The organism is Halobacterium sp. KA-6 (genome assembly GCF_021029015.1).
GTDB lineage: Archaea > Halobacteriota > Halobacteria > Halobacteriales > Halobacteriaceae > Halobacterium.
In genome coordinates this window covers 236218-260287 of record NZ_JAJJZH010000002.1, presented here as the reverse complement: position 1 = coordinate 260287, position 24070 = coordinate 236218, and the positions used below count along the sequence as shown (strand labels likewise).

General features: G+C 68.7%; 29 protein-coding genes. 15 read left to right on the top strand and 14 right to left on the bottom strand.

From position 1 onward, the window contains the following. Positions 1-16: 16 nt before the first annotated feature. Entirely contained in the window at positions 17-535 is a 519-nt protein-coding gene (locus tag LPA46_RS06370) for a redoxin domain-containing protein (RefSeq protein ID WP_230891865.1), read from the bottom strand. Then, complete coding sequence (locus tag LPA46_RS06365) at positions 535-825, bottom strand: glutaredoxin family protein (protein WP_230888204.1); 291 nt, start codon at positions 823-825, stop codon at positions 535-537. Before LPA46_RS06365 ends, LPA46_RS06370 begins: the two co-directional genes overlap by 1 nt. Before the next feature lie 103 nt (positions 826-928). On the opposite strand from LPA46_RS06365, the gene LPA46_RS06360 reads away from it, so the two are divergent. Next, positions 929-2302 carry a hemolysin family protein gene (locus tag LPA46_RS06360; RefSeq protein ID WP_230891864.1) on the top strand — a complete coding sequence of 458 codons (1374 nt, stop codon included), beginning with the start codon at positions 929-931 and terminating at the stop codon, positions 2300-2302. Between the two features lie 45 nt (positions 2303-2347). Here LPA46_RS06360 and LPA46_RS06355 read toward each other — a convergent pair whose 3' ends face one another. From LPA46_RS06355 to LPA46_RS06345, 3 genes are all read right to left on the bottom strand, one after another. Then, a complete protein-coding gene (locus tag LPA46_RS06355; protein WP_230888202.1) occupies positions 2348-2557 on the bottom strand; it encodes a TOBE domain-containing protein in 210 nt (69 codons plus the stop codon). 132 nt (positions 2558-2689) lie between these two features. Next, positions 2690-3865: an inorganic phosphate transporter gene (locus LPA46_RS06350; RefSeq protein WP_230891863.1), complete on the bottom strand. Its 1176-nt coding sequence runs from the start codon at positions 3863-3865 to the stop codon at positions 2690-2692. A gap of 62 nt (positions 3866-3927) precedes the next feature. Then, positions 3928-4620, bottom strand: a complete 693-nt coding sequence (locus LPA46_RS06345) for a DUF5828 family protein (RefSeq protein WP_230891862.1) — start codon at positions 4618-4620, stop codon at positions 3928-3930. Between the two features lie 115 nt (positions 4621-4735). Here LPA46_RS06345 and upp point away from each other — a divergent pair, with 115 nt between their 5' ends. Continuing rightward, a complete protein-coding gene (upp, locus tag LPA46_RS06340; protein WP_230888199.1) occupies positions 4736-5416 on the top strand; it encodes a uracil phosphoribosyltransferase in 681 nt (226 codons plus the stop codon). 32 nt (positions 5417-5448) lie between these two features. After that, positions 5449-5688, top strand: coding sequence for a DUF7569 family protein (locus LPA46_RS06335; RefSeq protein ID WP_442908211.1), 240 nt, complete (start codon positions 5449-5451; stop codon positions 5686-5688). Between the two features lie 123 nt (positions 5689-5811). Here the strand turns inward: LPA46_RS06335 and LPA46_RS06330 are convergent, their stop codons facing one another. After that, positions 5812-7860 carry a S9 family peptidase gene (locus LPA46_RS06330; RefSeq protein ID WP_230891860.1) on the bottom strand — a complete coding sequence of 683 codons (2049 nt, stop codon included), beginning with the start codon at positions 7858-7860 and terminating at the stop codon, positions 5812-5814. Positions 7861-7915: 55 nt separating this feature from the next. Continuing rightward, entirely contained in the window at positions 7916-8536 is a 621-nt protein-coding gene (locus tag LPA46_RS06325) for an IMPACT family protein (protein WP_230892067.1), read from the bottom strand. Between the two features lie 146 nt (positions 8537-8682). On the opposite strand from LPA46_RS06325, the gene LPA46_RS06320 reads away from it, so the two are divergent. Beyond that, complete coding sequence (locus LPA46_RS06320; RefSeq protein WP_230888196.1) at positions 8683-8973, top strand: hypothetical protein; 291 nt, start codon at positions 8683-8685, stop codon at positions 8971-8973. Here the strand turns inward: LPA46_RS06320 and LPA46_RS06315 are convergent. Next, entirely contained in the window at positions 8970-9473 is a 504-nt protein-coding gene (locus tag LPA46_RS06315; RefSeq protein ID WP_230888195.1) for an ACT domain-containing protein, read from the bottom strand. The genes LPA46_RS06320 and LPA46_RS06315 overlap by 4 nt on opposite strands. Positions 9474-9560: 87 nt before the next feature. Here LPA46_RS06315 and LPA46_RS06310 point away from each other — a divergent pair, with 87 nt between their 5' ends. Together LPA46_RS06310 and LPA46_RS06305 are read left to right on the top strand one after the other, a co-directional pair. Next, positions 9561-10136, top strand: a complete 576-nt coding sequence (locus tag LPA46_RS06310; protein WP_230891859.1) for a hypothetical protein — start codon at positions 9561-9563, stop codon at positions 10134-10136. Between the two features lie 91 nt (positions 10137-10227). After that, on the top strand, positions 10228-10524 hold the full coding sequence (locus LPA46_RS06305; RefSeq protein ID WP_230888193.1) for a hypothetical protein: 297 nt from the start codon (positions 10228-10230) through the stop codon (positions 10522-10524). 56 nt (positions 10525-10580) lie between these two features. On the opposite strand, the gene hisB is transcribed toward LPA46_RS06305, so the two are convergent. Both hisB and hisA read right to left on the bottom strand, forming a co-directional pair. Then, the gene (hisB, locus tag LPA46_RS06300; RefSeq protein ID WP_230891858.1) at positions 10581-11168 is read right to left on the bottom strand and encodes an imidazoleglycerol-phosphate dehydratase HisB; all 588 of its coding nucleotides are present in this window, start codon (positions 11166-11168) and stop codon (positions 10581-10583) included. A gap of 184 nt (positions 11169-11352) precedes the next feature. Next, a complete protein-coding gene (gene hisA, locus LPA46_RS06295) occupies positions 11353-12075 on the bottom strand; it encodes a 1-(5-phosphoribosyl)-5-[(5-phosphoribosylamino)methylideneamino]imidazole-4-carboxamide isomerase (protein WP_230888191.1) in 723 nt (240 codons plus the stop codon). A 145-nt stretch (positions 12076-12220) separates the two neighbouring features. On the opposite strand from hisA, the gene fer2 reads away from it, so the two are divergent. The 4 genes from fer2 (at position 12221) to LPA46_RS06275 (ending at position 15546) form a co-directional block, all read left to right on the top strand. Further along, on the top strand, positions 12221-12610 hold the full coding sequence (gene fer2, locus LPA46_RS06290) for a ferredoxin Fer2 (protein WP_058984391.1): 390 nt from the start codon (positions 12221-12223) through the stop codon (positions 12608-12610). A gap of 155 nt (positions 12611-12765) precedes the next feature. Next, positions 12766-13704, top strand: a complete 939-nt coding sequence (locus LPA46_RS06285; protein WP_230891857.1) for an A24 family peptidase — start codon at positions 12766-12768, stop codon at positions 13702-13704. A 42-nt stretch (positions 13705-13746) separates the two neighbouring features. Then, a complete protein-coding gene (gene hisI, locus LPA46_RS06280; protein ID WP_230888189.1) occupies positions 13747-14112 on the top strand; it encodes a phosphoribosyl-AMP cyclohydrolase in 366 nt (121 codons plus the stop codon). A 300-nt stretch (positions 14113-14412) separates the two neighbouring features. Continuing rightward, complete coding sequence (locus LPA46_RS06275; protein WP_230888188.1) at positions 14413-15546, top strand: DUF7118 family protein; 1134 nt, start codon at positions 14413-14415, stop codon at positions 15544-15546. Here the strand turns inward: LPA46_RS06275 and glmM are convergent. Together glmM and LPA46_RS06265 are read right to left on the bottom strand one after the other, a co-directional pair. Then, entirely contained in the window at positions 15543-16907 is a 1365-nt protein-coding gene (gene glmM / locus LPA46_RS06270; RefSeq protein ID WP_230888187.1) for a phosphoglucosamine mutase, read from the bottom strand. The two genes, LPA46_RS06275 and glmM, sit on opposite strands and share 4 nt — an antisense overlap. Next, complete coding sequence (locus LPA46_RS06265) at positions 16904-17332, bottom strand: hypothetical protein (protein ID WP_230891856.1); 429 nt, start codon at positions 17330-17332, stop codon at positions 16904-16906. The genes glmM and LPA46_RS06265 overlap by 4 nt, the downstream gene beginning before the upstream one ends. A gap of 89 nt (positions 17333-17421) precedes the next feature. Here LPA46_RS06265 and LPA46_RS06260 point away from each other — a divergent pair, with 89 nt between their 5' ends. Together LPA46_RS06260 and LPA46_RS06255 are read left to right on the top strand one after the other, a co-directional pair. Beyond that, positions 17422-18258: an HVO_0234 family beta-propeller protein gene (locus tag LPA46_RS06260; protein WP_230891855.1), complete on the top strand. Its 837-nt coding sequence runs from the start codon at positions 17422-17424 to the stop codon at positions 18256-18258. Between the two features lie 25 nt (positions 18259-18283). Further along, positions 18284-19132, top strand: a complete 849-nt coding sequence (locus LPA46_RS06255) for a ribose-phosphate diphosphokinase (RefSeq protein WP_230891854.1) — start codon at positions 18284-18286, stop codon at positions 19130-19132. A gap of 47 nt (positions 19133-19179) precedes the next feature. Here LPA46_RS06255 and ileS read toward each other — a convergent pair whose 3' ends face one another. Beyond that, positions 19180-22401: an isoleucine--tRNA ligase gene (ileS, locus tag LPA46_RS06250; RefSeq protein WP_230891853.1), complete on the bottom strand. Its 3222-nt coding sequence runs from the start codon at positions 22399-22401 to the stop codon at positions 19180-19182. A gap of 57 nt (positions 22402-22458) precedes the next feature. Then, on the bottom strand, positions 22459-22695 hold the full coding sequence (locus LPA46_RS06245; protein ID WP_230891852.1) for a hypothetical protein: 237 nt from the start codon (positions 22693-22695) through the stop codon (positions 22459-22461). An 81-nt stretch (positions 22696-22776) separates the two neighbouring features. Between LPA46_RS06245 and LPA46_RS06240 the strand changes: the two genes are divergently transcribed. From LPA46_RS06240 to LPA46_RS06230, 3 genes are read left to right on the top strand one after another with little or no spacing between them, the layout of a single operon-like run. Continuing rightward, a complete protein-coding gene (locus tag LPA46_RS06240; protein ID WP_230888181.1) occupies positions 22777-22995 on the top strand; it encodes a DUF7860 family protein in 219 nt (72 codons plus the stop codon). Position 22996: 1 nt separating this feature from the next. Continuing rightward, on the top strand, positions 22997-23533 hold the full coding sequence (locus tag LPA46_RS06235; protein WP_230888180.1) for a thioesterase family protein: 537 nt from the start codon (positions 22997-22999) through the stop codon (positions 23531-23533). 42 nt (positions 23534-23575) lie between these two features. Further along, entirely contained in the window at positions 23576-24010 is a 435-nt protein-coding gene (locus LPA46_RS06230) for an HIT family protein (protein WP_230891851.1), read from the top strand. The last annotated feature ends 60 nt before the right edge of the window (positions 24011-24070 follow it).

The window sequence follows — 24070 nt, the reverse complement described above, 5'->3', positions numbered from 1 at the left end:
GCGTTACAGTCTCGGGCTACAGGCCGACGAGCGCGTCCTCGACCGCGTCGTAGTCCGGGAAGTTCGGCCACTCCTCGGCGACCCACGCGTACTCGACGGTGCCGTCGGCGGCGACGAGGAACACCGCGGGCCGGGGTTCGCTGACGCCCGCCATCCCGTCGAGGTCGTGGCTGATGCCGTACTGCTCGGCGACGCCGTTCTGCGGGTCGCTGAACAGGCCCACGAAGTCCTGGATGTCGCGCTCCTCGATGGTGGTCTTGTGCTCGTACGGCGTCGAGATGGAGACGCCCGCAATCTGGACGCCGTACTCCTCGACGCCGCGCTCGCGGAGCTCGTTCCAGATGTACGTCGTCGGGAACGCGCCGTCCATCGGCGTGAACACCAGGAGGACGGGACCGTCGTTCAGGAGGTCCGACAGCGCGACGTCCTCCCAGTACTCGTCGTTCACGAGCGGCCGCGTGAAGTCGGGCGCCTCGTCGCCCTCCTCGACGTGGTCGGTCTCGGGGAGGTCGACGACCTCGAAGTCGAGTTCCATCAGTCGTCACCCCCGTAGGTGGCGTCGAGGTACTCCACGATGTTCGCGCTCTCGGCCATCGCCACGCCGGTCTCGTCGTCGATGATGGCGGGCACCGTGCGCGCGCCGACGATGCGCTTGACGGCGTCGCGGTCGGAGTGCATCGGTTCGACGAACCGGGAGTGGTAGTCGATGTCCAGTTCGTCCAGCTTGCGGACGACGCGCTCGCAGAACGGGCACGCCTGCAGGCGGTACAGCGTGACGTGGGCGTCGCTGTGCTCGGGTCGCGGCGGTGCGGTTCGCGCGCTCATGTACGGTCGTTCGCTCGAAACCCGGGTAAACGCTTCGCCCGCGGCGGCCTCCGCGGGTGTAGTGAGTAAACTCTTAAACCGCGCGCTGAAAAGGGAGGCTGGAATGGGTACTTCGTCGCTCCCGCTGGCAGTGTTCCTGTTCGGGGTCGAGCTCACGCAGGACGTCATCGCCATCGTCGGCGTCGTCGCGATGGTCGTCCTGATGGGGCTGTCGGCGTTCTTCTCGTCGTCGGAGCTGGCGATGTTCTCGCTGGCGCGTCACCGCATCGAAGCCCTCCAGGAGGACGGCCGGCCCGGCGCGAACCTCGTCGCGGAACTCAAGAGCGACCCGCACCGCCTGCTCATCACGATTCTCGTCGGCAACAACCTCGTGAACATCGCGATGTCCTCCATCGCGACGGGCCTGCTGGGCTTCTACCTCTCGCAGGGGCAGGCCGTGCTCGCGGCGACGTTCGGCGTCACCGCGCTCGTCCTGCTGTTCGGGGAGAGCGCGCCGAAGTCCTACGCCGTCGAGAACACGGAGTCGTGGGCGCTCACCATCGCCGGCCCCCTGAAGTGGTCCGAGCGCTTGCTCTACCCGCTGGTCGTCCTCTTCGACCACCTGACGCGGTGGGTCAACCAGGTGACCGGCGGTCGCGCCGCCATCGAGACGAGCTACGTCACGCGCTCCGAGATTCAGGACATGATCAAGACCGGGGAGCGCGAGGGCGTCATCGAGGAGGACGAGCGGGAGATGCTCCAGCGCATCTTCCGGTTCAACAACACCATCGCGAAGGAAGTGATGACGCCGCGCCTGGACATGAACGCCGTCCCGAAGGACGCCACCATCGAGGAGGCGATTCAGACGTGCACGCAGGCCGGCCACGAGCGCATCCCGGTCTACGAGGGCGCACTCGACAACATCATCGGCGTCGTCAGCCTCGAAGACCTCGTCCGCGAGTACCTCTACGGGGAGAGCGAGGGCATCGAACTCGAGGACCTCATCGAGCCGACGCTGCACGTCCCCGAGTCGAAGAACGTCGACGACCTGCTCCGGGAGATGCAGGACGAGCGCGTCCAGTTGGTCATCGTCATCGACGAGTTCGGCACCACCGAGGGCCTGCTCACCGCCGAGGACATCACCGAGGAGATCGTCGGGGAAATCCTGGAGGGCGAGGAGGAACTCCCCCTCAACTTCGTCGACGACGACACCGTCCGGGTGCGCGGCGAGGTGAACATCGAGGAGGTCAACGACGCCCTCGACATCGACCTGCCGGAGGGCGAGGAGTTCGAGACCATCGCGGGGTTCATCTTCAATCGCGCCGGCCGGCTGGTCGAGGAGGACGAGACGTTCCGCTTCGAGGACGTCGAGCTCACCGCCGAGCGCGTGGAGAACACCCGAATCATGAAGGCGCGCGTGCGTCGGCTCCCCGAGGAGGAAGCCTCCGAGGAGACCGAACACGAGTCCCTCGAAGACGACGACCTGCACGAAGCGTAGCCGGCCCCGTTCGTTTCCGCGTGGCTGCTGGCGCGGGTTCCTCGCTCAGTCTTTGTTGACCATCACTTCGCTAGCCTTGATGACGGCCTGAACGTCGTCGCCTTCGGCGAGGTCGAGTCGGTCGGCAGACGACCGCGTGATGGTGGACGCGACTGTCTGTCCGTCGGGAAGTTCGATGACGACTTCGGCCACGACGTCGTTCGTATTTACGGACTTGACGGTTCCGGAGAGTCTGTTACGAGCACTGAGTGCCATACCACGTTCACGTCAGCAGGATTAAAAGACCTGCCGGTGGGACACAGTATCCGCCCGCCGTTCGTCGACTATCCCCTGCGCTTTCCGGCTGTTCTCCGGGTCGCTCTACGCGACGAACTGCCAGTGCTCCTGCTACAGAATCGCGTCCACCGCGAGGAAGCCGCCGTAGCCGATGCCGAGCGCGAGCGCCAGCGACGCCACCCACGCCAGCACCGTGAACAGCATCTTGCGCTTGCTGACGCCGCCGCCCGTCGAGGCTGCGTAGCCGGAGCCGACGATGGCGCTGACGATGATTTCGTTGAAGGAGACGGGGATGCCGAAGAAGACGGCGGTCTGCGCGATGGCGAAACTCGGGATGAGCGCGGCAATCGAGCGCCGCGGCCCCAGCGAGGAGTAGTCCTGGCTGATGGCCTTAATCATGCGCGGCGCGCCGGTCCACGACCCGACGAGCAGGCCGATGCCGCCGCCGACGAGCACGTACGTCAACGGGATGTCGCCGCCGACCAGCGGGAGCAGCGGCCCGACCGCGAGCCCGACCTGACTGCCGCCCGCGGAGAACGCGACGAGCCCGCCGAGCGCCAGCAGGAAGTGGCGCTGGCCGCGCTCCGGGTCGCCCTTGAGGTCCTGGTAGAGCACGCCCGCGACGACGAGCGCGCACAGCAGCGTGACGCCCACGTGGACGCCGAGTTCGAACCGGCCGGCGCTGACTGCGGCTGCTCGGGCGAGCGACTGACTCGTCCCGGACGGCCCGAGGAAGACGAACTGGACGTTCGCGAGAATGACGCCGACGACCGCGCCGAGCACCGGTACCGTCTGCGTGTCCCGGTCGATGCCGCGGAGACCGCGCGCGGTCACGTACGCGATGCCGCCGCCGACGAACGGCACGAGCACCCACAGCGTCGCAATCTGCTGATACTTCGCCCACGCCGGGCCCGCGCCCATCGCCAGCCCGGTGCCGACGACCGCACCCGTCACGGTGAACGCGGTCGCTATCGGGTAGCCGGTGAACACGCCGATGGCGACCAGCGTCGCGGCGATGATGAGCGCGGTCGTGGCGGCCAGCGGCGACAGGTTTGCGCCGACGAGCAGTTCGCTGCCGACCGCCTCGGAGACGTTCGCACCCTGGAAGACCGCGCCGGCGAACCCGAGGATGCCGACGATGAAGCCGGCACGCATCACGGTGATGGCGTTCGCGCCGACTGCGGGGGCGAACGGCGTCGACCCCGACGAGCCGGCACCGATAGCCCACGCCATGAACAGGCTCGCTACCGCCGCGACCACGAGTACCGCGAGTCCGGCTCCAGCCATTACGCCCGTTCTCCGTGCGGCCCACCTAAGAGACTACCGACCTGTCGGGCTGCCGCACCCGTTCAGTTCGTCGTGGACTTCGTGTCCGTGTCGTCGCCGTTCTGCTCGGGCGGCTCGACGCCCTCGACGGCCTCCGCGGTCTCGGTCTCGCGCTCGGTGTCGACGTGCCAGCGGTCGAGGTCCTCGAACGACTCGAGGTGCTCGCGGACGCCGTCCTTGACGTCGTCGTCGTTGACGTTCACCTCGAAGACGAACTCCTCCTGGCTGCGGATGCGCTGGATGTTCGCGCTCACGAGGTCGTTATCGAAGTAGTAGGGCGCGACTTGGGTCATCACGCGCTGATAGACGACGTTCTCGACCTTGCGGAGGGCCTGTCGGCCGGCCGTGTCCGCCGCGCGCTTGACGTGGCCGAGCGTGTCCTGCCACTTCTCGACGGCGGTGTCTGGTTCGCCCTCCTCGAGTTCCTCGTAGGACTCGGTGAGGCGCTCGCCGGCGGTCTGGACCTCCTCGTCGGGCGAACGCCCTTCCTTCTCGCCCTCGCTCTCGCCGACGCTGGCTTGCTCGGCGGTCTTCTCGCTGACCTCCTCCTCGATGCGCTCGTGTGACTTCGGCCGCCAGTCGTTCCACTCCTCGAAGGCGTCCGGGTACTGTTCGTGGGCGTCGGCCTCGCGCAGCGCCTGTGTCACGCGCTCCCCGTGCTCGACGACGTCTCCCCACGTGCCGCGTTCCTTGAACCCGGCGACGCTCTCCTCCATCGTTGGCACCCCTACGATGCCCGCCAATAAACATCTTGTCGCGTCGTGTGCACGCGCCACACCCGGCGCGCGAGCGATAGCGGGTTTTAAGCGGACTCGGACTCGCTCGTTACGTATGCCCATCGAGGACCGCGGCGACGCGAACGTGCTCACGCACGCGCTGGCGAAAGACACGCTCTCGCGGCTCCGCGACGTCGAAACCGAACAGGTGGAGTTCCGCAAGGGCCTCGTGAAGCTCGGCCGCATCTGCGGGTACGAAATCATCGACGGCGCGATGGAGACGGAGTTCGTCGCCATCGAGACGCCGCTCACGGAGACGACCGGCGAGCGCGTGAAGGGCCTCGACGACGTCGTCATCATCAACGTCCTGCGCGCCGCCACGCCGTTCGTCGAGGGCCTGCTGAAGGCGTTCCCGCGCGCCAAGCAGGGCGTCATCAGCGCGGGCCGCGACGAGGAAGCCGGCATGAACGAGGCCGGCGAGTTCCCCATCACCATCGACTACGTGAAACTCCCTGAAATCACGCCCCAGGACACCGTCATCGTCGCGGACCCGATGCTCGCCACCGGCTCGACGATGTGTACGGTGCTCGACCACGTCACCGAGGTCGCGCCCGACGACGTCGAGGACCTGTTCGTGCTGTCCGCGGTGAGCGCGCCGGACGGCCTGCTCCGCGTCGGCGAGCAGTTCCCGGAGACGGACCTGCTGACGGTCGCCATCGACGACCACCTCGACGACGACGGCTTCATCGTCCCCGGCCTCGGCGACGCCGGCGACCGCGCGTTCCGCACGACCTGACCCGCACGTATAAGACGCCGCCCGTTCTGTTCGTGGCCATGAGCGAGGACACGGAGCCGTGTGACTGGTGCGGGGAGTCGGTGGCGGACCCGCTCTCGCGGACCGTCCGCGTGACGGTCGACCGTTCGCAAATCGACAGCCAGCGGCTCTGCCCGGAGTGTTTCGCGAATTGGATCGACCGCTACGACGCGGAGATGCGCCCGGAAGACGACGACTCGGACCAGACCGTCATCGAGGACGGCGACAGCGACACCGACATCATCGTCGACTGACGCCGAACCGCGACCCCTTCGTTTCACCTCCCGAGACCTACGCAGTCACGGGGTTTCGCGGCTCCCCGGGCACTCCCGAAGCCGACCCCCGAACTGCTCTATAGTCGTCCCGAGCGCTCCCGACTACTCGCGCTCGTCGTCAGCGTTCTCGTCGGCATCCTCCTCGCCAGCCGTGAGCCCGTCGTTCCGCGGCCGGTCGAGCGCGCGCTCGGCGTCGCTGTGCTCGGTGTAGCCGTCGAACCACCGGACGAGGCGCTCGATGCGGTCGACGACGTGGCCGGGTTCGCCGGAGCGCGAGAGTTCGTGGCCCTCGCGGGGGTAGCGCACGAGCCGCGTGTCCACGTCGTGTTTCTTCAGCGAGAGGTAGAACAGTTCGGCGGTGTTGGCGGGCGTGCGGTAGTCCTGCTCGGAGTGCAGCAGGAGCGTGGGCGTGTCCACGTACTCGACGTACGCCGCGGGCGACTGGTCCCAGAGGAACTCGGGGTCGCTCCACGGCACCGCCCGGAAGTCGCCCTCCACGAGTTTGTAGGCGTCCGTGGAGCCGAAAAAGCCCGTGAGGTCGTAGACGCCGCGCTGGGCGACCGCGCCCGCGAAGAAGTCCGTGTGGCCGACGATCCAGCCGGTCATGAACCCGCCGAAGCTCCCGCCCGTGACGAACGCCGCTTCCTCGTCGACGTACTCCCGGTCCGCGACCTCGCGGGTGCCCGCCATCACGTCCTGCATCGTCACGTCGCCCCAGTCGCGCTCGATGCTGGTCATGAAGTCCTCGCCGTAGCCCGTGGAGCCGCGCGGGTTGCACCAGAAGACGACGTAGCCGCGCGCGGCCAGCGTCTGGAATTCGTGCCACATCGACCCCGTCGTCGACCACATCCGGTGGGGGCCGCCGTGAATCTCCACGGCGAGCGGGTACTCCTTGTCGGGCGTGAAATCCGGCGGCGTCAACACCCATCCCTGAATCTCCGTACCGCCGGACTCGAAGCGGACCTCCTCGGGTTCGCGGACCGCGCGCCCGGCGAGATAGTCGGCGTTCACGCGCGTCAGCGTGACCTCCTCGGCCCCGCCCGGCGTCGCCGCCACCACGTCTCCGGGGTGGTCCCACTCCGACTGCACGACGCCGACGGCGTCACGGGAGACGGAGAACCCGTGGACGTGGCGGTCGCCACCGAGCACGACCTCGACCGCCCCCGTCTTCGGGTCGAGGCGCCGCAGCACGTAGCCGCCCTCGTCGGGTGTGCAGACGTAGAGGTAGTCGCCGGCCGGCCCCCACTCGGGCGCGTGGCTCGCGTTCCACAGTTCGAGGTCGCGGTCGAGGCCCGCCGTGAGGTGCGTGACTTCACCGACCTCTCGGGTGAACAGTTCGACCTCGGTCTGGACGAGCGTCGGTTCGTCGGCGGGCGTCGTCGTGTACGCGATGCGGTCGTGCGGCCGGGACGAGTCCACGGCCAGCGTCGGCCCCCAGCCCTCCACGACGGTGACCGTCTCGGTCTCGCCATCCTCGGGGTCGTAGGCCTCGACCTCCCAGCGGAGTTCGTCGTCGCTGCCGTACCGAATCGGGTAGTAGAGGTCGTCGCCCCACGCCGGCCGCAGGCAGTCGACGTCGCCGCTCGTGACGCGCTCGACCTCGCCCGCGTCGACGTCGGCGGTGTAGACGTGCGAGCGCGCGCCGTCGGCGTACGACTCGTTCGACCGGTAGATGTGGCGGTCGATGACCCGCGGGTCCGGATCCTCGCGCTCGTACTCCGCGGCCACTTCGAGGTCGTGCCCGGCCTCGACTTCCTCCGGGCGCACTGACTGTAGGAAGGCGATCCGTTCTCCGTCGGGTCCCCACGCAATGCCGGAGACGCCGCCCACAACGTCCGTCACTTGTTCCGCTTCGCCGCCATCCGTCGGCACGACCCACAACTGCGGTCGCTCGTCACTCGCGCCTCTGGTCGAAACGAACGCGATGCGGTCTCCCGACGGACTCCATGTCGGCTCGGAGTCCATGCCCTCTTCGACGGTGAAGCGCTTTGGCTCGCCGCCGTCGGTCGGGGCGACGTACACCGTCGCCTCGTACTCGGTCTCGGATACCGGGGTCTGCTGGACGTACGCCACGCGCTCCCCGGCCGGCGACACCGCCGGGTGGGAGAGCCGCGAGAACTCGAAGTAGTCGCTGGCCTCGACGCGATTCATGCCCGCACCCACTGCCGGCGCGCGCATAGGCGTTTGGCTCCCCGACGTCTTCCGGCTACTCGACGGCTGCCCGCCCACTCGTCGCGCTCTGGATGCGCTCGCGGAGGTCGCCGGCGTCCTCGCTGGCGACGGTCACGTCGAAGGCTACGTCCTCACCGTAGTCGGCGTCGAAGTCGCAGTCCGCGCTCTCCAGAATCCCCCGCACGGTGCCCGAATCGTCGTACTCCACGGTGACGGTGAACCGCTCCTGTGGCCGCTGCTCGACGACGCCGGCGGCCTCGATGGCTTCCTTCGCGGCCCGCGAGTACGCTCGCGCGAGCCCGCCGACGCCGAGGTTCGTGCCGCCGTAGTAGCGCGTCACGACGACCACCGCGTTCTCGACGTCCTGCTGCTGGAGGACGTTCAGCGCGGGCTTCCCCGCGGAGCCCGTGGGCTCGCCGTCGTCGGACTGGTACTCGCGGAGCATGTACCCGTCGCCGGGACCGCCGGATTCCACGCGCACCCGGTACGCGGGCACGTTGTGCGTGGCGTCAGCGTGCTCGCGCTCGACGGACTCGACGAACGCCTCCGCGTCCTCGACGGCGGGCGCGGGCGCGGCGTACCCGATAAACTCCGAGCCCTGCACCTCGAAGTCGGCCTCACCGCGGCCCGCGAGCGTCCGGTACGCGTCAGTCACGTGCTCGTCTCGGGGAGCGAGCACGTTCCCGTTTGCGGTTGCGCGCGCCGCGTCTGCCGGGCGACGCACGGTCGCGTGTCGCCCGAAGTACGGGCCAGCGCCGCGCTCCCAAAGGGTTATGCGTACGCTCGCGCAACAGAACGTCGATGGCCGCGCTGACGACGCTGGAACTCGTCTACGTCCTCTTCAGCATCGCGCTCTCCCTCTCGGGGCTGGCGATGGTGGCGCTCGCCGCGAACGCCTACCTCCAGACCGAGCGCCGGGAGATGCTGTTGCTCTCGCTGGGCTTCTCCATCATCGTCGCGGCCGCAATCGCCACCACGGTGTCGGCGTTCTCCCAGGACTTCCGGAACGCCATCGTCCTCCTGACGGTCAACTACGCGCTCACGACCATCGGCTACCTCTTCGTCATCGCGAGCGTCGTCGGCGACCGCTAGGAGAGTTCGACCGACCGCACGAACGGCTTGTTCATCAGTTCGGTCAACACGTCACCGGGCAGGTCCTCGTCCGTGACGAGGTAGAGCCGCGGCTCGTCCGTGAATTCGGGGTCCTCGCTGATCGTCTGCCGGATGCTGATGCCGTGCTCGGCGAGCAGCCCCGTCACTTCGGCGACGATGCCGGGCTCGTCGGCGTCCTGCACCTCCACCGTGACGACGGTCAAGTCGAGGACGGGCGCGAGGTCCATCAGGCTCGGAATCTGGCTGATGTTCTGGAAGATGCGGCGCAACTCGTCGTCCTCGAGGATTGCTTCCGTCGTCGAGTCCACGACGCGGCGGTCGACGCCCGCGGCGTCGGCGACCTGCGTGTACGGAATCTCGATGTCGCCGGAGACCACGCGGCCGTCGTCGTTCACGGAGAACCCCCGTTCGAGCAGCAGCCGGATGACGGCCTGCTGGCCGGGGCTGCCCGCAAACTTCTGCATGATGTCCTCGAACATACGACGACGCAGGCGGCGGGCCGGCAAAACGGTGTGGGTGCGCGGCGCTCGGCAGGACTTTTGCCGCCCCGCCTCGTCGCCTCGTGCATGCGCCAACTCGACACGTGTGACTTCTGTGGCGACGCCGCCGACGGCGTCTACGAGGTCGTGCCCGCCTCCGTCGCCGGCGAGTCCCGACGCCTCGCGCTCTGCACGGACTGCCGAGCGACCCTCCAGTCGGTCGTCGACCCGCTGCTCGACGCCGCGGGCTCCCCGTCCGCCGCCCCCGAACCCGAGAGCGAGTCTGTGGTGGCTGAATCCGCCGAGCGGACTGACGACGATACTCAGACCGACGCGGCCGAGTCTGCCGACTCGACCGCCGAGCCCGCCGCGGACGACGGCATCGTCATCGAATCCGGGAGTGCGGACGAACCGGAAGCAGCGGAGACGGTGGACGTCGACGACGCCGACACCAGTAGCACGCAGTCGAAGCGCCGGCCGTCGGGCTACGCGCAAGTGATTCGCTTGCTCCAGAACCGCGACGGCGCGATGCCCCGCGACGACCTGCGCGCGCTCGCGACGAACGCCTACGACCTCGGCGGCCGCGAGTTCGACGAAGTTGTCGAGGCCGCCGTCGAGAACGGCGACCTCGAGGAATCGCCTGCGGGCTTGCGGACGACCTGAGCACCGGTCGCGGCGTCCCAAATACTGATAAGGCCCTGCGTCACTGTCCTACTCGAAGCGCTGCTCCGCCGGGACCAGCGAGATACACACGATGGAATGTTTCCGATGCGGCCGCGGCGGCGACTACGACCGAATCACCGTGAAGCGGTCCTCCGGTACTGTGGAGGGCGGCCTGTGCGTGGCCTGCGAGACGAGCTGGCTGAACGGCCACGCGGAGCCGGGCGGCTGCTCGATGGCCGTCTGCTTCGACTGTGGCGGCGAGCCGGACTTCGTCTTCCCGAAGTGGGACTCGATCGTCACCAGCGAGAACGGCAGCGGCCTGGTCGAAACCGAGTACCGCGTCACGCTGACGACGCCCGGCAGCTGCTCGGCGTGCCTCCGCGAATAATGCGATAGCGATAGCGCGCCCGTCACCGGCCGCGCACACCGACTCGCCGTCGGCTGCTACAGTTCTCCTTTCGTCGACGGCGTCCCGGAGCGCCGCTCGTCGATGCGCGTCGCGTCGTCCAGCGCCCGCGCGACGCCCTTGAATAGCGCCTCTATCTCGTGGTGGGCGTTCTCCCCCTCCACCTCGCAGTGCAGCGTCAAGCCCGCGTGCATCGCCAGCGACCGGAAGAAGTGCGCCGCCATCGTGCTCGTGAACTCGCCGACGTACGGCTGACTGAACTCGCCCTCGAACTCGTACAGCGGCCGCCCCGAGACGTCCACGACGACGCTCGCGACTGCCTCGTCCAGCGGCACGCGGCGGTCCGCGAACCGCTCGATGCCGCGCTTCTCCCCGAGCGCCTCCGCGAACGCCTCCCCGACGGCGATGCCCACGTCCTCGACGGTGTGGTGGTCGTCGATATCTAGATCGCCGTCACAGCGCACGGTCACGTCGAACAGTCCGTGCTTCGCGAACGACTCCAGCATGTGGTCGAAAAAGCCCACGCCGGTGTCCACGGTGCTGTCGCCGTCCCCGTCCACGTCCAGCGTCACGTCGATGTCCGTCTCCGCCGTCTCGCGGCTCACGGCGGCCGTCCGGTCGGTCATGTACGGGGCGTGGGCGTCCGTCTACAAGGCCGTTCCGCCTGCTAGATAGACTCAACCGAGACACCTGCAAGAACGTAGTCGACGCTTCCTCGAAAGCCCCCTTTCAGTCCCGCCCTATCGGTTGGTCAATCGGCTGGAGTTCGGCGGTTGGTCGGACGGCTGTAATCTGGCGCAGGAGCAGCGATTACAGGGCTTCCTTGGCTTCTTCGAGGGTGAAGTTCCCCTCGTAAAGGGCGGTGCCGACGACGACGGCGGCCGCGCCCGCGTCGCGGAGCGCGAGCACGTCGTCGATTTCGGCGACGCCGCCGCTCGCGACGACCGGGATGTCCACGCTGTCGGCGAGCCGCTGGACGGGTTCGGTCTCGACGCCCTCCTGCTGGCCCTCGACGTCGACGTTCGTGAACAGAATCGAGCCAGCGCCGAGGTCCGCGTAGCGCTGGGCGGCCTCAGCGGGGTCCAGGCCCGTGCCCTCCGTCCAGCCTTCGACGACGACCTCGCCGTCCTTCGCGTCGAGGCTCACCATCACGCTGCCCGGGTGCTCTGCGCTGATTTCGCCGACGATTTCCGGGTTCTCGACGGCCGCGGTGCCGAGGATGACGCGGTCGACGCCGCGCTCCAGGAGTTCGGTGGCGTCCGCGACGCTGCGGATGCCGCCACCGACCTGGACGTCCACGCTCGTCGCGTCGAGGATGCGCTCGACGGCTTCCGCGTTCCCGCGCTCGCCCTCGAACGCCCCGTCGAGGTCGACGAGGTGGAGCGTCCGCGCGCCCGCCGACACCCACCGCTGGGCGGCCTCCACGGGGTCGCCGTAGCGCCGCTCGGTGCCGCGCTCGCCCTGCACGAGCTGGACGACCTCGCCGTCCTGCATGTCCACCGCCGGTACGACCTCGAAGGACTCGAACGCCATACCGTCGTGTGGGGGTGGCTCCCCTAAAAGCGTCCCGTCACTGGCGAATCCCGGAAAATCGAACGTTCGTGGGGTGTTGCACCCATTCCCGTCGTTCGCCGAGAACGAAAACTACTATGCCGGCGGACTGCGAACGGTTCGAACGATGCCGACGGTTGAATACCTCAATTACGAGACTCTGGACGACCAGGGCTGGGACATGGACGACGACGACCTCTTCGAGAAGGCTGCCGACGCAGGCCTCGACGACGAGGACTACGGCACGCTCGACGTTGCCGAGGGCGAGTACATCCTCGAAGCCGCCGAGGCGCAGGGCTACGACTGGCCGTTCTCGTGCCGCGCCGGCGCGTGTGCGAACTGCGCGTCCATCGTGAAGGAAGGCGAAATCGACATGGACATGCAGCAGATTCTCTCCGACGAGGAAGTCGAAGAGAAGAACGTCCGCCTGACCTGCATCGGCTCCCCGGCCGCCGACGAAGTCAAGATCGTCTACAACGCCAAGCACCTCGACTACCTGCAGAACCGCGTCATCTAAGCCGCGACACGGGTCGCTCCCGACTCCGAATTTTTGCGAGCCGCCGTCCGCCGAGGACGGCGTGTCTTCTCTCCCGTATCCACGCGTACCCCGTAGCGACCGCCGTCCCCGGGTAAGGACAACACCTAAGCCGGCGGCGTCCCCGACACCCGGTAGTGGACGCCTCGATACCCGACCTCCTGCGGTTGCTCGTCGTGCCGGCGCTGGGCTGGGCGGCGCTCCGGGACTGGCGCACGCGCCGCGTCCCGAACGACCTCTGGGGGCCGCTCGTCCTGCTCGGTGCCGTCCTCCTGGTCTGGGACGGCTACGCCGCGCTCGGCACGCCGTACGCCTTCCAGCCGTTCGCGGTCCGCGTCGCGTTTAGTCTCCTCTTCGTCGTCCCCCTCGCGTACGCGTTCTGGTACATCGGTGGCTTCGGCGGCGCCGACGCCCGTGCGTTCATGACGCTCGCGGTCGTGTTCCCGACGTACCCCTCCTACGAACTGCTGGGCTACTCCCTGCCGGTCGTCGAGACCGCGCTCGGCGTGTTCTCGCTGACGATTCTCACGAACACCGTCCTGTTCGGGCTGGCGTACCCGCTCGTGCTCGGCGTCCGGAACGCCCTCGTCGGCGAGTTCTCCGTCGTGATGTTCGTCGGCCGCCGCGTCCCGGTCCCCGAACTCACGGACACCCACGGCAGCCTCCTCGAAACCCACGATGGCTTCACCCGGGACGGCCTCGACCTGGACGCACTCCGGATGTACCTCCGGTGGCGCGGCCTCGACCTCGCGGACCTCCGCGAACACCCGGAACTCCGCGACCCCGACACGCTCCCCGACGACCCCAACGACCCGACCGGCGGCGCGGTCGTCACGGACGGCAGCGGCGACCCGTGGGGCGCCGCTGCGTTTCTCGAAGACATCGAGAGCTCCGCGTACGGCACCACGCCCGCCGACCTCCGCGAGGGCCTCGACGTCATCGTCGACAACGAGGAAGTCTGGGTGACGCCCGGCGTCCCGTTCATCATCCCGCTGTTCGTCGGCCTGCTGGTCGCACTCACCGGCGGCGACGTACTCTTCTGGGTGATGGACGTGCTCGGCCTCGTGCCTGCCTGACGGGGACGTAACCGCTAACCGGCCGGCCCCCGTCGCTCCCGTATGGACTTCGAGGTAGACCTCGACTTCGGCGACGACGGCCTCGTCGCGGTCGTCGCCCAGGACGTCGAGACCGAGGAAGTCGTGATGCTCGCGTACGCCAACCGCGACGCCGTCGAGCAGACCGTCGAGACCGGACGCGCACACTACTACTCACGCTCCCGCGAGGAACTCTGGGAGAAAGGCGCGACCAGCGGCCACACCCAGGAAATCGAGGAGGTCCGCGTGGACTGCGACGGCGACGCGCTCCTCTATCGCGTCCACCAATCCGGTGGTGCTTGCCACACCGGCTACCACTCCTGCTTCCACCGCACGCTCGATGGGGAAGTCGTGGGCGAGCAGGTCTTCGACCCCGACGACGTGTACTGACTCCGTCTGTGATTCTCTGCTCGTATTCGTCGTTCCAACTGTTTCTTGGCTGACCTCGAAAGCCCTTCCTAGACCGGTTGGTCAGCCGGCAACGGGCGGATTGAAAGGGGCGCGGCTGTAGACGAAGGCAGGCGATGCAAGTACCGCAGCGAACGCAGTGAGCGAGGAGCACAGCGAGCCTCCCGAGTCTACAGCCTCGGGGCTTTCGAAGAGGCACTGTCTGAACCATTCGCAGTGTTCCACGATGCTCCCATGCGTCGCACAGAAAGCCTATCAGCGCGAGCGCCCACAATTCACGTAATGCCCGACGCGCAGGCCGCCCGCACCACCGACCCCTCCGGCCTCGTCGCCGACCTCGAAGCCGCGCGGGACGCTCGCGAGGACGCCCGTGAAGCGGTCGAGGACGTCGGCAAGGCTCGACTCCGTGAAATCCGGGACGCTCTCGACGGTCTCGAACGGCTGTTCGACCAGTACGAGGCCGACGCGACCGGCACGGGGGACTTCAAGTCGTACATCGACTTCCAGGACGACCTCGTGGCGTTCGTCGAGGAGTTGGACGAGGACCTCCCGGAGCGGGAGGCCTTCGAGTCGCTGTTGGACTTGTTCAAGAAGCGCCGGCTCTCCGAGAGCGACTTCGCGGAGGCGCGCGACCGGCTCGCGGACGCCCGCGACCTCGTCAGCCGGCTGGACGACCTCGAGGATGCCCGAGAGGCGTACGGCGACACACGAACCCGGGTAGCGGAGCGCGCCGACGAGTACGCCGCGGAGGTCGAGCAACTGGAGCGCCTCCAGCGGCTCGGGGACGCGGACCTCGACGCGCCCGTGGAGACGTTGCGCGACCCAATCCAGACGTACGACGAGCGCGTGCGTGCGGCATTCCGGGAGTTCCGCGAGTCGGCGCCCGCCCGCGACGTGCTCGGCTTCGTGGAGACGACGCAGTCGTACCCGCTCGTGGGATTCGACCCTGCGCCCGACGACCTCGAGGCGTTCGTCGCGGACCGCGAGGCCGGCACCGAGCCGCTCCCGAAACTGCTGGAGTATGCGGAGTACTCGCCGTCGAAACTCGACCACTACGTCGCCGAGCCGCGAGCCTTGAAGCGCGCGGTCGGCGGCAACCGCACGTACCTCGACCGACTGGACGCCGAGCCGCTCACCGTCGGCTGGCCGCCCGCGCCCGCCGAGGAACTAACGCACCGGCTGGAGGAACTCGTCTCGGTCGTCGCGCGATTCGCCGACGACGACGTGCTCGCGGCGCTCCACGCGGTCCGTCGCCGGGTCCGCGACGACGACTACCAGCGACTGCGAACGGCTGCCGTCGCGGAGCACGAACTCACTGATTCTGAGAAACAGCGCATCGAAGCCGGGGTCGCCGACGACCTCGCAGAAGCCCGCGAGGCCGAGCAGGAACTCCGGGACGCCCTCGACCGGCTCTAGACGCCGGCCTTCGCGGCGCGGAGCGCGGCCGCGAACTCGTCGGCGAGCGAGCGCGCGCGCTCCTCGCTGGTGGCTTCCGCGTAGATGCGGACGACGGGTTCCGTGCCCGAGGGCCGTGCGAGCACCCACGCGTCGCCGTAGTCGAGCCGGTAACCGTCGATGGTGGTGCGCTCGGCGTCCGCGTCCAGCGCCTGTTCTTCGGCCGCGCCGAGCAGCGCCTCGCGCTCGGCGTCGTTGTCGTAGCCGACGTTGATGCGGACGTTGTGGTAGTCGCTGTACGGCGCGACGACCTCGCTGGCCGTACTGTCCGCGAGCAGTTCGAGGAAGCGCGCGCCCGTGTACGCACCGTCGCGGGTCATCCGGTAGCCCGGGAAGATGACCCCGCCGTTGCCCTCGCCGGCGACCGGTACCGTCTCGCCCTCGGACTCGAGCTGGCGGATGCGGGTCATAATCTGGGTGCTCCCGATGGGCGTGAGTTCGAGGTCCGCGCCCGTGCGGTCGCAGACGTCCACGAGGCGCTGGCTGACGTTCACCGCCGAAACTGTGGTGTCGCTCTCGTCGAGTTCGGCTTCCGCGAGCGCCGCCAGCGTCGCGTCGCCCTCGATGTAGTCGCCGTGCTCGTCGAAGAAGATGGCGCGGTCCGCGTCGCCGTCGTGGGCGATGCCGACGTCGGCGTCCGTCGCACGCACGAGGCCGCCGAGGTCGTCGAGGTTCTCCGCGACGGGCTCGGGGTCCCGGCCCGGGAAGTGGCCGTCGGGCTGGCTGTTCACGGTGACGACCTTGCAGCCGAGCCGGCGGTAGAACTCGGGGCTCGTGAGCGCGCCCGCGCCATGGCCGGGGTCCAGCGCGACCGTGAGGTTCGCGTCCGCGACGGCCTCGCGGTCGACTGCTTCCAATAGTTGTTCGACGTACTCGCGGCGCGCGGACTCCACATCGACGTCCGCGCCGACCGCGTCCCACGCGACCTCGTCGAACTGCTCGGTGAGGAACTTCCGCTCGATGCGCTCCAGTTCGTCAACGGGGAGTTCGACGCCGTCCGCGCCGACGAGCTTGACGCCGTTGTACTCCGCGGGGTTGTGGCTCGCAGTCACCATTACCGCGGGAATCCCCTCGCGTTCGGCGTACGCCTGCAGGCCCGGCGTCGGCACCACGCCAAGCCGGTCGACGTCGATGCCGACGCTCTGGAGGCCGCTGGTCGCGGCGTTCACGAGCATCCGGCCGGTCGTTCGCGTGTCCCGCGCGACCGCCACGCGGTCGGTCCGCCACACCGACCCCGCGGCCTTCGCGACCCCCTGCACGAACCCGGGTGTGAGTTCCTCGTTCGCCACGCCCCGGGTGCCGCTGGACCCGAACACTTTCATGTGCGTTTCTGGGGCGGCCCGCGCCTAATCGCTTCCGAACTGGCCGAACTGTTCCGGTTCTGCGTGCTGTTGTCCTCGACCAGTACGCGCACCCGGTACTCGTCGTCCTCGTAGTGGTAGACGGCGTCGACCTGTCCGCAGCGCTTCCGGAGGTCCGCCGCGAGCGCTTCGCCGGTCTCCCGGTCGACGTCCGTGACGACCCACTCGCCGTCGGGCGCGGTCGTCGCCGACGTCAGCACGCGCTCCAGAGCGGGGTGGGCTTCGACGAACGGCGCGGACAGCGGGCAGTGGACGTCGGCGTTCTCGACGGCGGCCTCGCTGGCACGTCGTACCCGGACCTCCACCGGGTCCTCGCCGACCACCCGCGAACAGCCGCTGCCGGCGGCCAGCGCGGCCACCGCTGCGAGCACCGCCCGCCGTCGCATGCCCCCGCCTACGGCGGCCACGGCAAAGGTTTTTCCCGGTCCACGGCGCAACCGCAACGCTTTCGCTCGCCCGCGAGACGCCTTCACGTATGCCGACCATCCGCGAGAAGCGCGTCTACACCGACCAGTCCGAGACCGTCGACGCGTACGTGGCCGCCGACCTCGGCGTCGCCGTCGCGCGCGTCTCGCAGGACAAAGTCGGGGAGTTCAGTCTCGTCGAGCGCTGTACGGCCCGCGACGTCGCGGCGACCCCGCGCGGCATCGCCGCAGCGACAGACGAGGACGTCCTCCTCGGGGACGACGACGGCTTCGAGGAGACCGGCTTCGGGCCTGCAGTCGCGGTCACGGCCTACGACGGCGACGTGCTCGCGGCTGGCGAGGACGGGCGGCTCGCGCGCTACGATGGCGATGCGTGGACGACCGTCGGCACCGTGGACAGCGACGTTCGCGCGCTCGACGCCGACCTCGTCGCCGCCGCGGACGGCGTCCACCGCCTCACCGACGACGGCCTCTCCGCGGTCGGACTGGACGACGCGAAGGACGTCGCGGCCGCCGGCGTCCCGCTGGCCGCGACGTCCGACGGCCTCTACTGGCTCGGTGCGGGCTGGATGCACGCCGCCGACGGCGACTTCGCGGTCGTCACCAGTGACCCCGTGACTGCCGACGCGGGCGACCTCGGCCGTGCGCACGCCGCGACCGCGGACGCGCTCTACGAGCACGCACCCGACGACCCCGCCGACGAATGGCACGCCCGCGACCTCCCCATCGAGGACTCAGTCGCCGACGTCGCGTACGCCACGGACGCCGTCGTCGTGCTCACTGCCGACGGCACGCTCGCGGCGGACGCCGGGGACGGCTTCCGGCACCGCAGCCTCGGGCTCCGCGCGGCGTCCGCGCTCGCCGTCGTCGCCGAGGGAAACGCGTAAGCCGCCGGCAGGCCTCGCGTCTGGTATGATACTCAGCGGGTCCGCGACCCAGCAGCTCGCCGCGGCGCTCGCGGCGGAGCTCGGCGACGACCTCGCGCGCGTCGAGTACGAGTCGTTCCCGGACGGCGAGCACATCGTCCGCGTCCCACCCATCGACGGTCGCGCCGTCGTCGTCGCGTCGACAGTCTCCAGCGACGCCCACGTCGAACTCCTCCAGTTGCAGGACGCCGCTCACGAGGCCGGCGCCGACGAAATCGTCACCGTGATTCCATACATGGGTTACGCGCGCCAGGACGAGGCGTTCGAGCCCGGCGAACCCGTCTCGGCCCGCACGATGGCGCGCGCCATCTCCACGGGCACCGACCGCGTGGTCACCGTCTGCCCGCACGAACAGAGCGTGCTCGGCTTCTTCGACGTCCCCGCGACCGGCGTGGACGCGTCCGCACACCTCGCGAACCCGCTGCCCGCGGACCTCGCGGATCCCGTTTTCCTCGCGCCCGACGAGGGGGCCGTCGGCCTCGCCCAGTCCGTGCGGGACGGCTACGGCGTCGGCGAGACCGACCACTTCGAGAAACACCGCCACTCCGGCAGCGACGTCACCGTCACGCCTAGCGACGTCGACGTCTCCGGCCGCGACGTCGTCGTCGTCGACGACATCATCGCCACCGGCTCCACGATGAGCGAGGCCGTCGGCGAACTCGACGACCCGGCGCGCGTCTACGTCACGTGCGTCCACCCGCTGCTCGTGGGGAACGCCCGTCTCAAGTTAGCGAACGCCGGCGTCGAAGCCGTCTACGGCACCGACACCATCGAGCGCGCCGTCTCCACCGTGAGTGCCGCGCCCGCCGTCGCGGAGACGCTGCAGTCGCTGTAACGCGCTCTTTCCCCCGAAAATAGTCGTTCGTTCGCGCTCGCGGCCCGCTACAGTTCCTCGACTTCGAGCGCCATCTTCGTGCCCTCGACGTCCCACTCCTCGCGGTAGCCGTCCTCGACTTCGCCGAGCTCGCGGGCGCGGGTCTCCTCCTCGATGAGGTCCTCGTGCTCGGAAACCAGCCGGGCGACGCGGTCGTCGAACACCACGACGTCCAGCCGGATTTCGGCGTCCATCGCGAGGTCGAGGTCCTTGCGCATCTCCTGGACGCGCCGGATGACCTCGCGGGCGTACCCCTCGCTCTCGACGTCCTCGTCGAGTTCGGTGTCGACGTAGACGGTGCCGCCGTCGAAGTCCGCGCCGGAGACGTGCTCGGGCGCTTCCTCCACGAACTCCACCATCTCGGGCGTGAGTTCGACGTCGTGGCCGAGGTCATCGCTGACCTGTTCAGCGAGCGCGTCGAGGTCCGCGGACTCGACGTGCGCGTCGTTGAGCGCCTGCATGACCTCGCCGGCGTCGTCGCCGAACGCGGGGCCGAGCACGCTCATGTCGGCGCGCGCGCTGAACGCCAGTTCGTCCCAGTTCTCGCCCTCGTCGACGACCTCGATGCGGCGCGCGTTCAGGCGGTCGCGCAGCAGACTCGGGTGGTCGCGGACCGCGCTCGCGACGCGGTCGTCGTCGGCATCCACGACGATGCGCGTCACCGGCCAGCGGAGCTTCCGGCCGGCCTGCTGGCGCGCGTGGCTGCCGGCTTCCTCGATGTCGCGCAGCGCCGCGACGTCGTCCTCGAGCGCGGGCTGGCGGTAGCGCTCCTCGACCTCGGGCCAGTCGCACATGTGGACGGTGTCGTAGGCGTCGCCGTCGGTGAGGTGCTGGTAGAGTTCGTCGGTGACGAGCGGCGCGTACGGCGCCAGCATCGCGGTCACTTCTAGGAGCGCGCGCTGGAGGGTGGCGTACGCCGCGGTCTTCGACTCGGAGTCGCCCTCCTCCCACATGCGCTCGCGGACGACCTGCACGTAGTACCGGGAGAGGTCGCCCGTGACGAAGTCCAGAATCTCGTCGAGGGCCTTGTGCTGCTCGAAGGCGTCCCAGTGGTCGGTGGCGTCCGATTTGACGCGCTGGAGCGTCGACAGCAGCCACTGGTCGACCGTCTCGAGGTGGACGTCGTCGACGGACACCCCTGCCCCGTCGCCGCCGAACGGCTCGGGGACGTTCGCGTCGAAGTCGTCCATCGCCATGTACGGCCGCGGGAACCGGAACACGTTCCAGAGGATGTTGAGGTCCCGCTGCATGTTCTCGGTCTCGTCCCACGAGAACCGCATGTCCTGGCCCTGCGGGCTCACCGACAGCAAGAACAGGCGCATCGGGTCCGCGCCGTACTCCTCGATGACCTCGTTGGGCTCGATGGTGATGCCCTTCGACTTGGACATCCCGCGGCCGTCGGGCATGTTCGCGTAGCCGTGCATGAGCACCTCGTCGTAGGGCACCTCGCCCATCGCTGCGGTGCCCATGCCGAGTTGCGACCAGAACCAGCCGCGGGTCTGGTCGTGGGCCTCCATGATGAGGTCCGCCGGCCACAGCTCCTCGAAGTCCTCCTCCTCTTCGGGGTAGTTCAGGGTGCCCCACGACGCCACCGAGGAGTCCAGCCAGACGTCGAAGACGTCCGGGACGCGCGTGTACGTCGTCCCCTGGTGCGTGATGGTGAGGTCGTCGACGGTGTCCTTGTGCAGGTCCACCGTCTCGGGGTCGACCTCCTGGTCGGCCAATTCCGCGAGCTCCTCGCGAGTGCCGACGACGAGTACGTCGTCCATGTCGCCGCTCCAGTCCTCGGGCGTCCAGATGGGGACCGGGATGCCCCAGTAGCGCTGCCGGCTGACGTTCCAGTCCGGCGCGTCCTCCACGAAGTCCCGGAAGCGGTTGTCGCGGGCCCACTGCGGGTGCCACTCCGAGTCCTCCATGTTCTCCAGGAGCTCGTCTTTGACGTCCGTGATGGTGATGAACCACTGGTCGGTGACGATCTGGATGATGCCCGTGTCGCAGCGCCAGCAGTGCCCGTAGGAGTGTGTGACCGTCTCCTTGGCGAGTAGCGACCCCTTCCGGGAGAGGTCCTCGATGATGCCCTCGTTGGCGTCCCGGACGAACTGACCCTCGTACTTGCCGGCTTCCTCGGTGTAGACGCCGTCCTCGCCGACCGGACAGAACACCGGCAGGCCGAGTTCCTCGCCGCGCTCGAAGTCCTCCTCACCGTGGCCGGGTGCGGAGTGAACGAGGCCCGTGCGGTCGGCCTCCACCCAGTCGCCGTGGTAGACTTCGTGCGTGCCGTCGGCGTCCACGGGGTTCGCGGGCACTTCCTCGGCGAGCGGCGGCGTGTACGACCAGCCGAGCATGTGGCTGCCGAGGAACGACTCCTCGACCTCGTAGTCGTCGTAGCCGCCCGCGCGGAGCACGTCCTCGACGCACTCCTCGGCGATGTAGAGCACGTCCTCCTCGACGAGTTCCTCGCCGTCGGGCGTCGTCGTCGTGTTCGTCGCGCGCACCTGCTGGTAGGTGCCCTCCTCGTCGACGGCGACGTACTCGTTGGCGGGAATCGTCCACGGCGTCGTCGTCCACACGACCAGCGACCCCTCGCGGTCGTCGAGGTCGAAGGTCACGTAGATGGAGGGGTCCTCGACGTCGTCGTACTCCACTTCGTTGTTCGCGATGGCGGTCTCGCAGCGCGGACACTGGCTGATGGAGCGCTTCCCGCGCTCGACGAGGTCGCGCTCGTGCACGCGGTCGAACGCCCACCACGCCGCCTCCATGTACGACGGGTCGACGGTCTTGTACGGGTTCTCCCAGTCCATCCAGACGCCGAAGCTCTGGAAGTCCGACTGCAGGCCCTCGAGATTCCGGTCGGCGAACTCCTTGCAGGCGTCGATGAAGTTCTGCTCGCCGTACTCCTCGATGTCCTTCTTCGACTCGAAGCCGAGTTCCTCCTCGACTTTCGTCTCGATGGGGAGCCCGTGCATGTCGTAGCCCGGGCGGTCCGTGACGTCGTAGCCCTGCATCCGGTGGTAGCGGATGTAGGCGTCCTTCAGCGTCTTGTTCCACGTCGTCCCCATGTGCGCAGCGCCGGACGTGTACGGCGGGCCGTCGACGAAGAAGAAGTCCTCGCCGTCGGCGCGGTGCTGTTTGGCCTGCTCGTAGGCGTCGACGTCGTCCCAGTAGTCGAACACCCGGTCCTCGACGTCCTCGGGGTCGTACTGGTCGGGTACGTCGGCGAATCGGCTCATGGCGTACCCGTCTCGCTCGCACCTAAAAGGGTAATCGGTTGTACAGTCGGCGCCGGGTTACGCGCTGCCGCTGCCGACCCGCGCCCGCACCTTGTCCGTGAACAGCATCGTACCGGCGGCGATGGCGACGACCCCCATGACCGCTAGCCACGCGCCGAGGACCAGGTTGCCGCTGCCGAGTGTGGCGACGCTCCGCAGCTCGGTGAGCACGCCCGTCCCCACGAGCCCCGCGCCGAGCACCGCGTACGCGAGGGTGATGGCGACGTCGAACAGTTCCGCGAAGTTGCTGAGCATGCTCGGCCGTAGCCAGCCACCGCTCATAGCCTTTCTGTTCGAGACAGAAGGCTTAGTAGCGACGACACGCGTCCTCGGCGTATGGGACGCTACGGCAACCTCGACTACTCGTCGCTCGTGAAACGCTCCACGCTGGCGAGCTTCGCGCTGTTCGTCGTCGGCGCGCTCGGCCTCCAACTCGGCGGCTCCTCGCTGCCCGGCTGGGAGCACGCGCTCCTCTTTGACGCGGAAGTCCTCGGCGTACTCGGCATCGTCGTCTGTCCGCTCGTTTTCGGCGTTCTCCTCCCGCTGACGGAGTAGCGTGGCCGCCCGGTCGCTCGGCTTCGACGCAGTCGGCGTTCTACTCGCCGTCAGGACTAACACCGGCTACACCGTCTCGTCACCCATGACGGACGCCTTCGCCGTCCTCGACGACGCCGACGTTCGCGGGGAGTCCACGTTCACGCTCGACGCCGAGCACGCCACCGTCGCGTTCGGCTCCCACGACGACCCGCCCGGCGACCCCGCCGCCGTCGACGCCACTCCCGAGGAAGCCACGCGCGTGCTCGGGACGCCGTACCTCCTCGCACAGTTCGAGGTCGTCGTCCGCGAGGCGCTCCGCGGCTACCTCCCCGAAGGCACGGGCGTGGTCGACCGTGGCGCGTCGGTCTCGCACCTCGCGCCCGTCGCCGTCGGCCGCAACGTCGACGTCTCTGCGACGCTCGTCGGCGTCGACCGCCCGGACCTCTCGTTCGCGTGCCGCGCCGAGCGCGACGACGGCGCATCTGTCGCCACCGGGGACCTCACGCTCCGCGTCGTCGACCGCGACCAGTTCCGCGACAGCGTCGCCGACCGCTAACCTGCGAGTAGGCTTTTAATCGAGGCCCGTGTTGGGCCGCGTATGGCCGAGGACTGCATCTTCTGTCAGATCGTCGATGGAGAGATTCCCGCACGCGTCGTCTACGAGGACGCCGACGTGCTCGCGTTCCTCGACGCGAACCCACTGGCGCCCGGGCATACGCTCGTCATCCCCAAGGATCACCACGAGAGGCTCGGGGACGTCCCGCCGGAGAGCGGCGAGATGATGTTCGCGGCGTTGCACTACCTCACGCCAATCGTCGAGGACGTCGTGGACGCCGACGGCAGCAATGTCGCGTTCAACAACGGCGAAGCCGCCGGCCAGGAAGTCCCGCACGTGCACGGCCACATCATCCCGCGCTTCGACGACGACGGCGGCCGGCCGATCCACGCCGTCGCCGGCGAGCGTCCCGACCTCGCCGACGACGAACTCGACGACATCGCGGACAGCATCGCTGAAGGCGCCGGCGAAGAGTAACGCGACGAACACCTGAATTTTTGTTCCAGTGACGACAACCACTGACGTAGCGTCACCGCA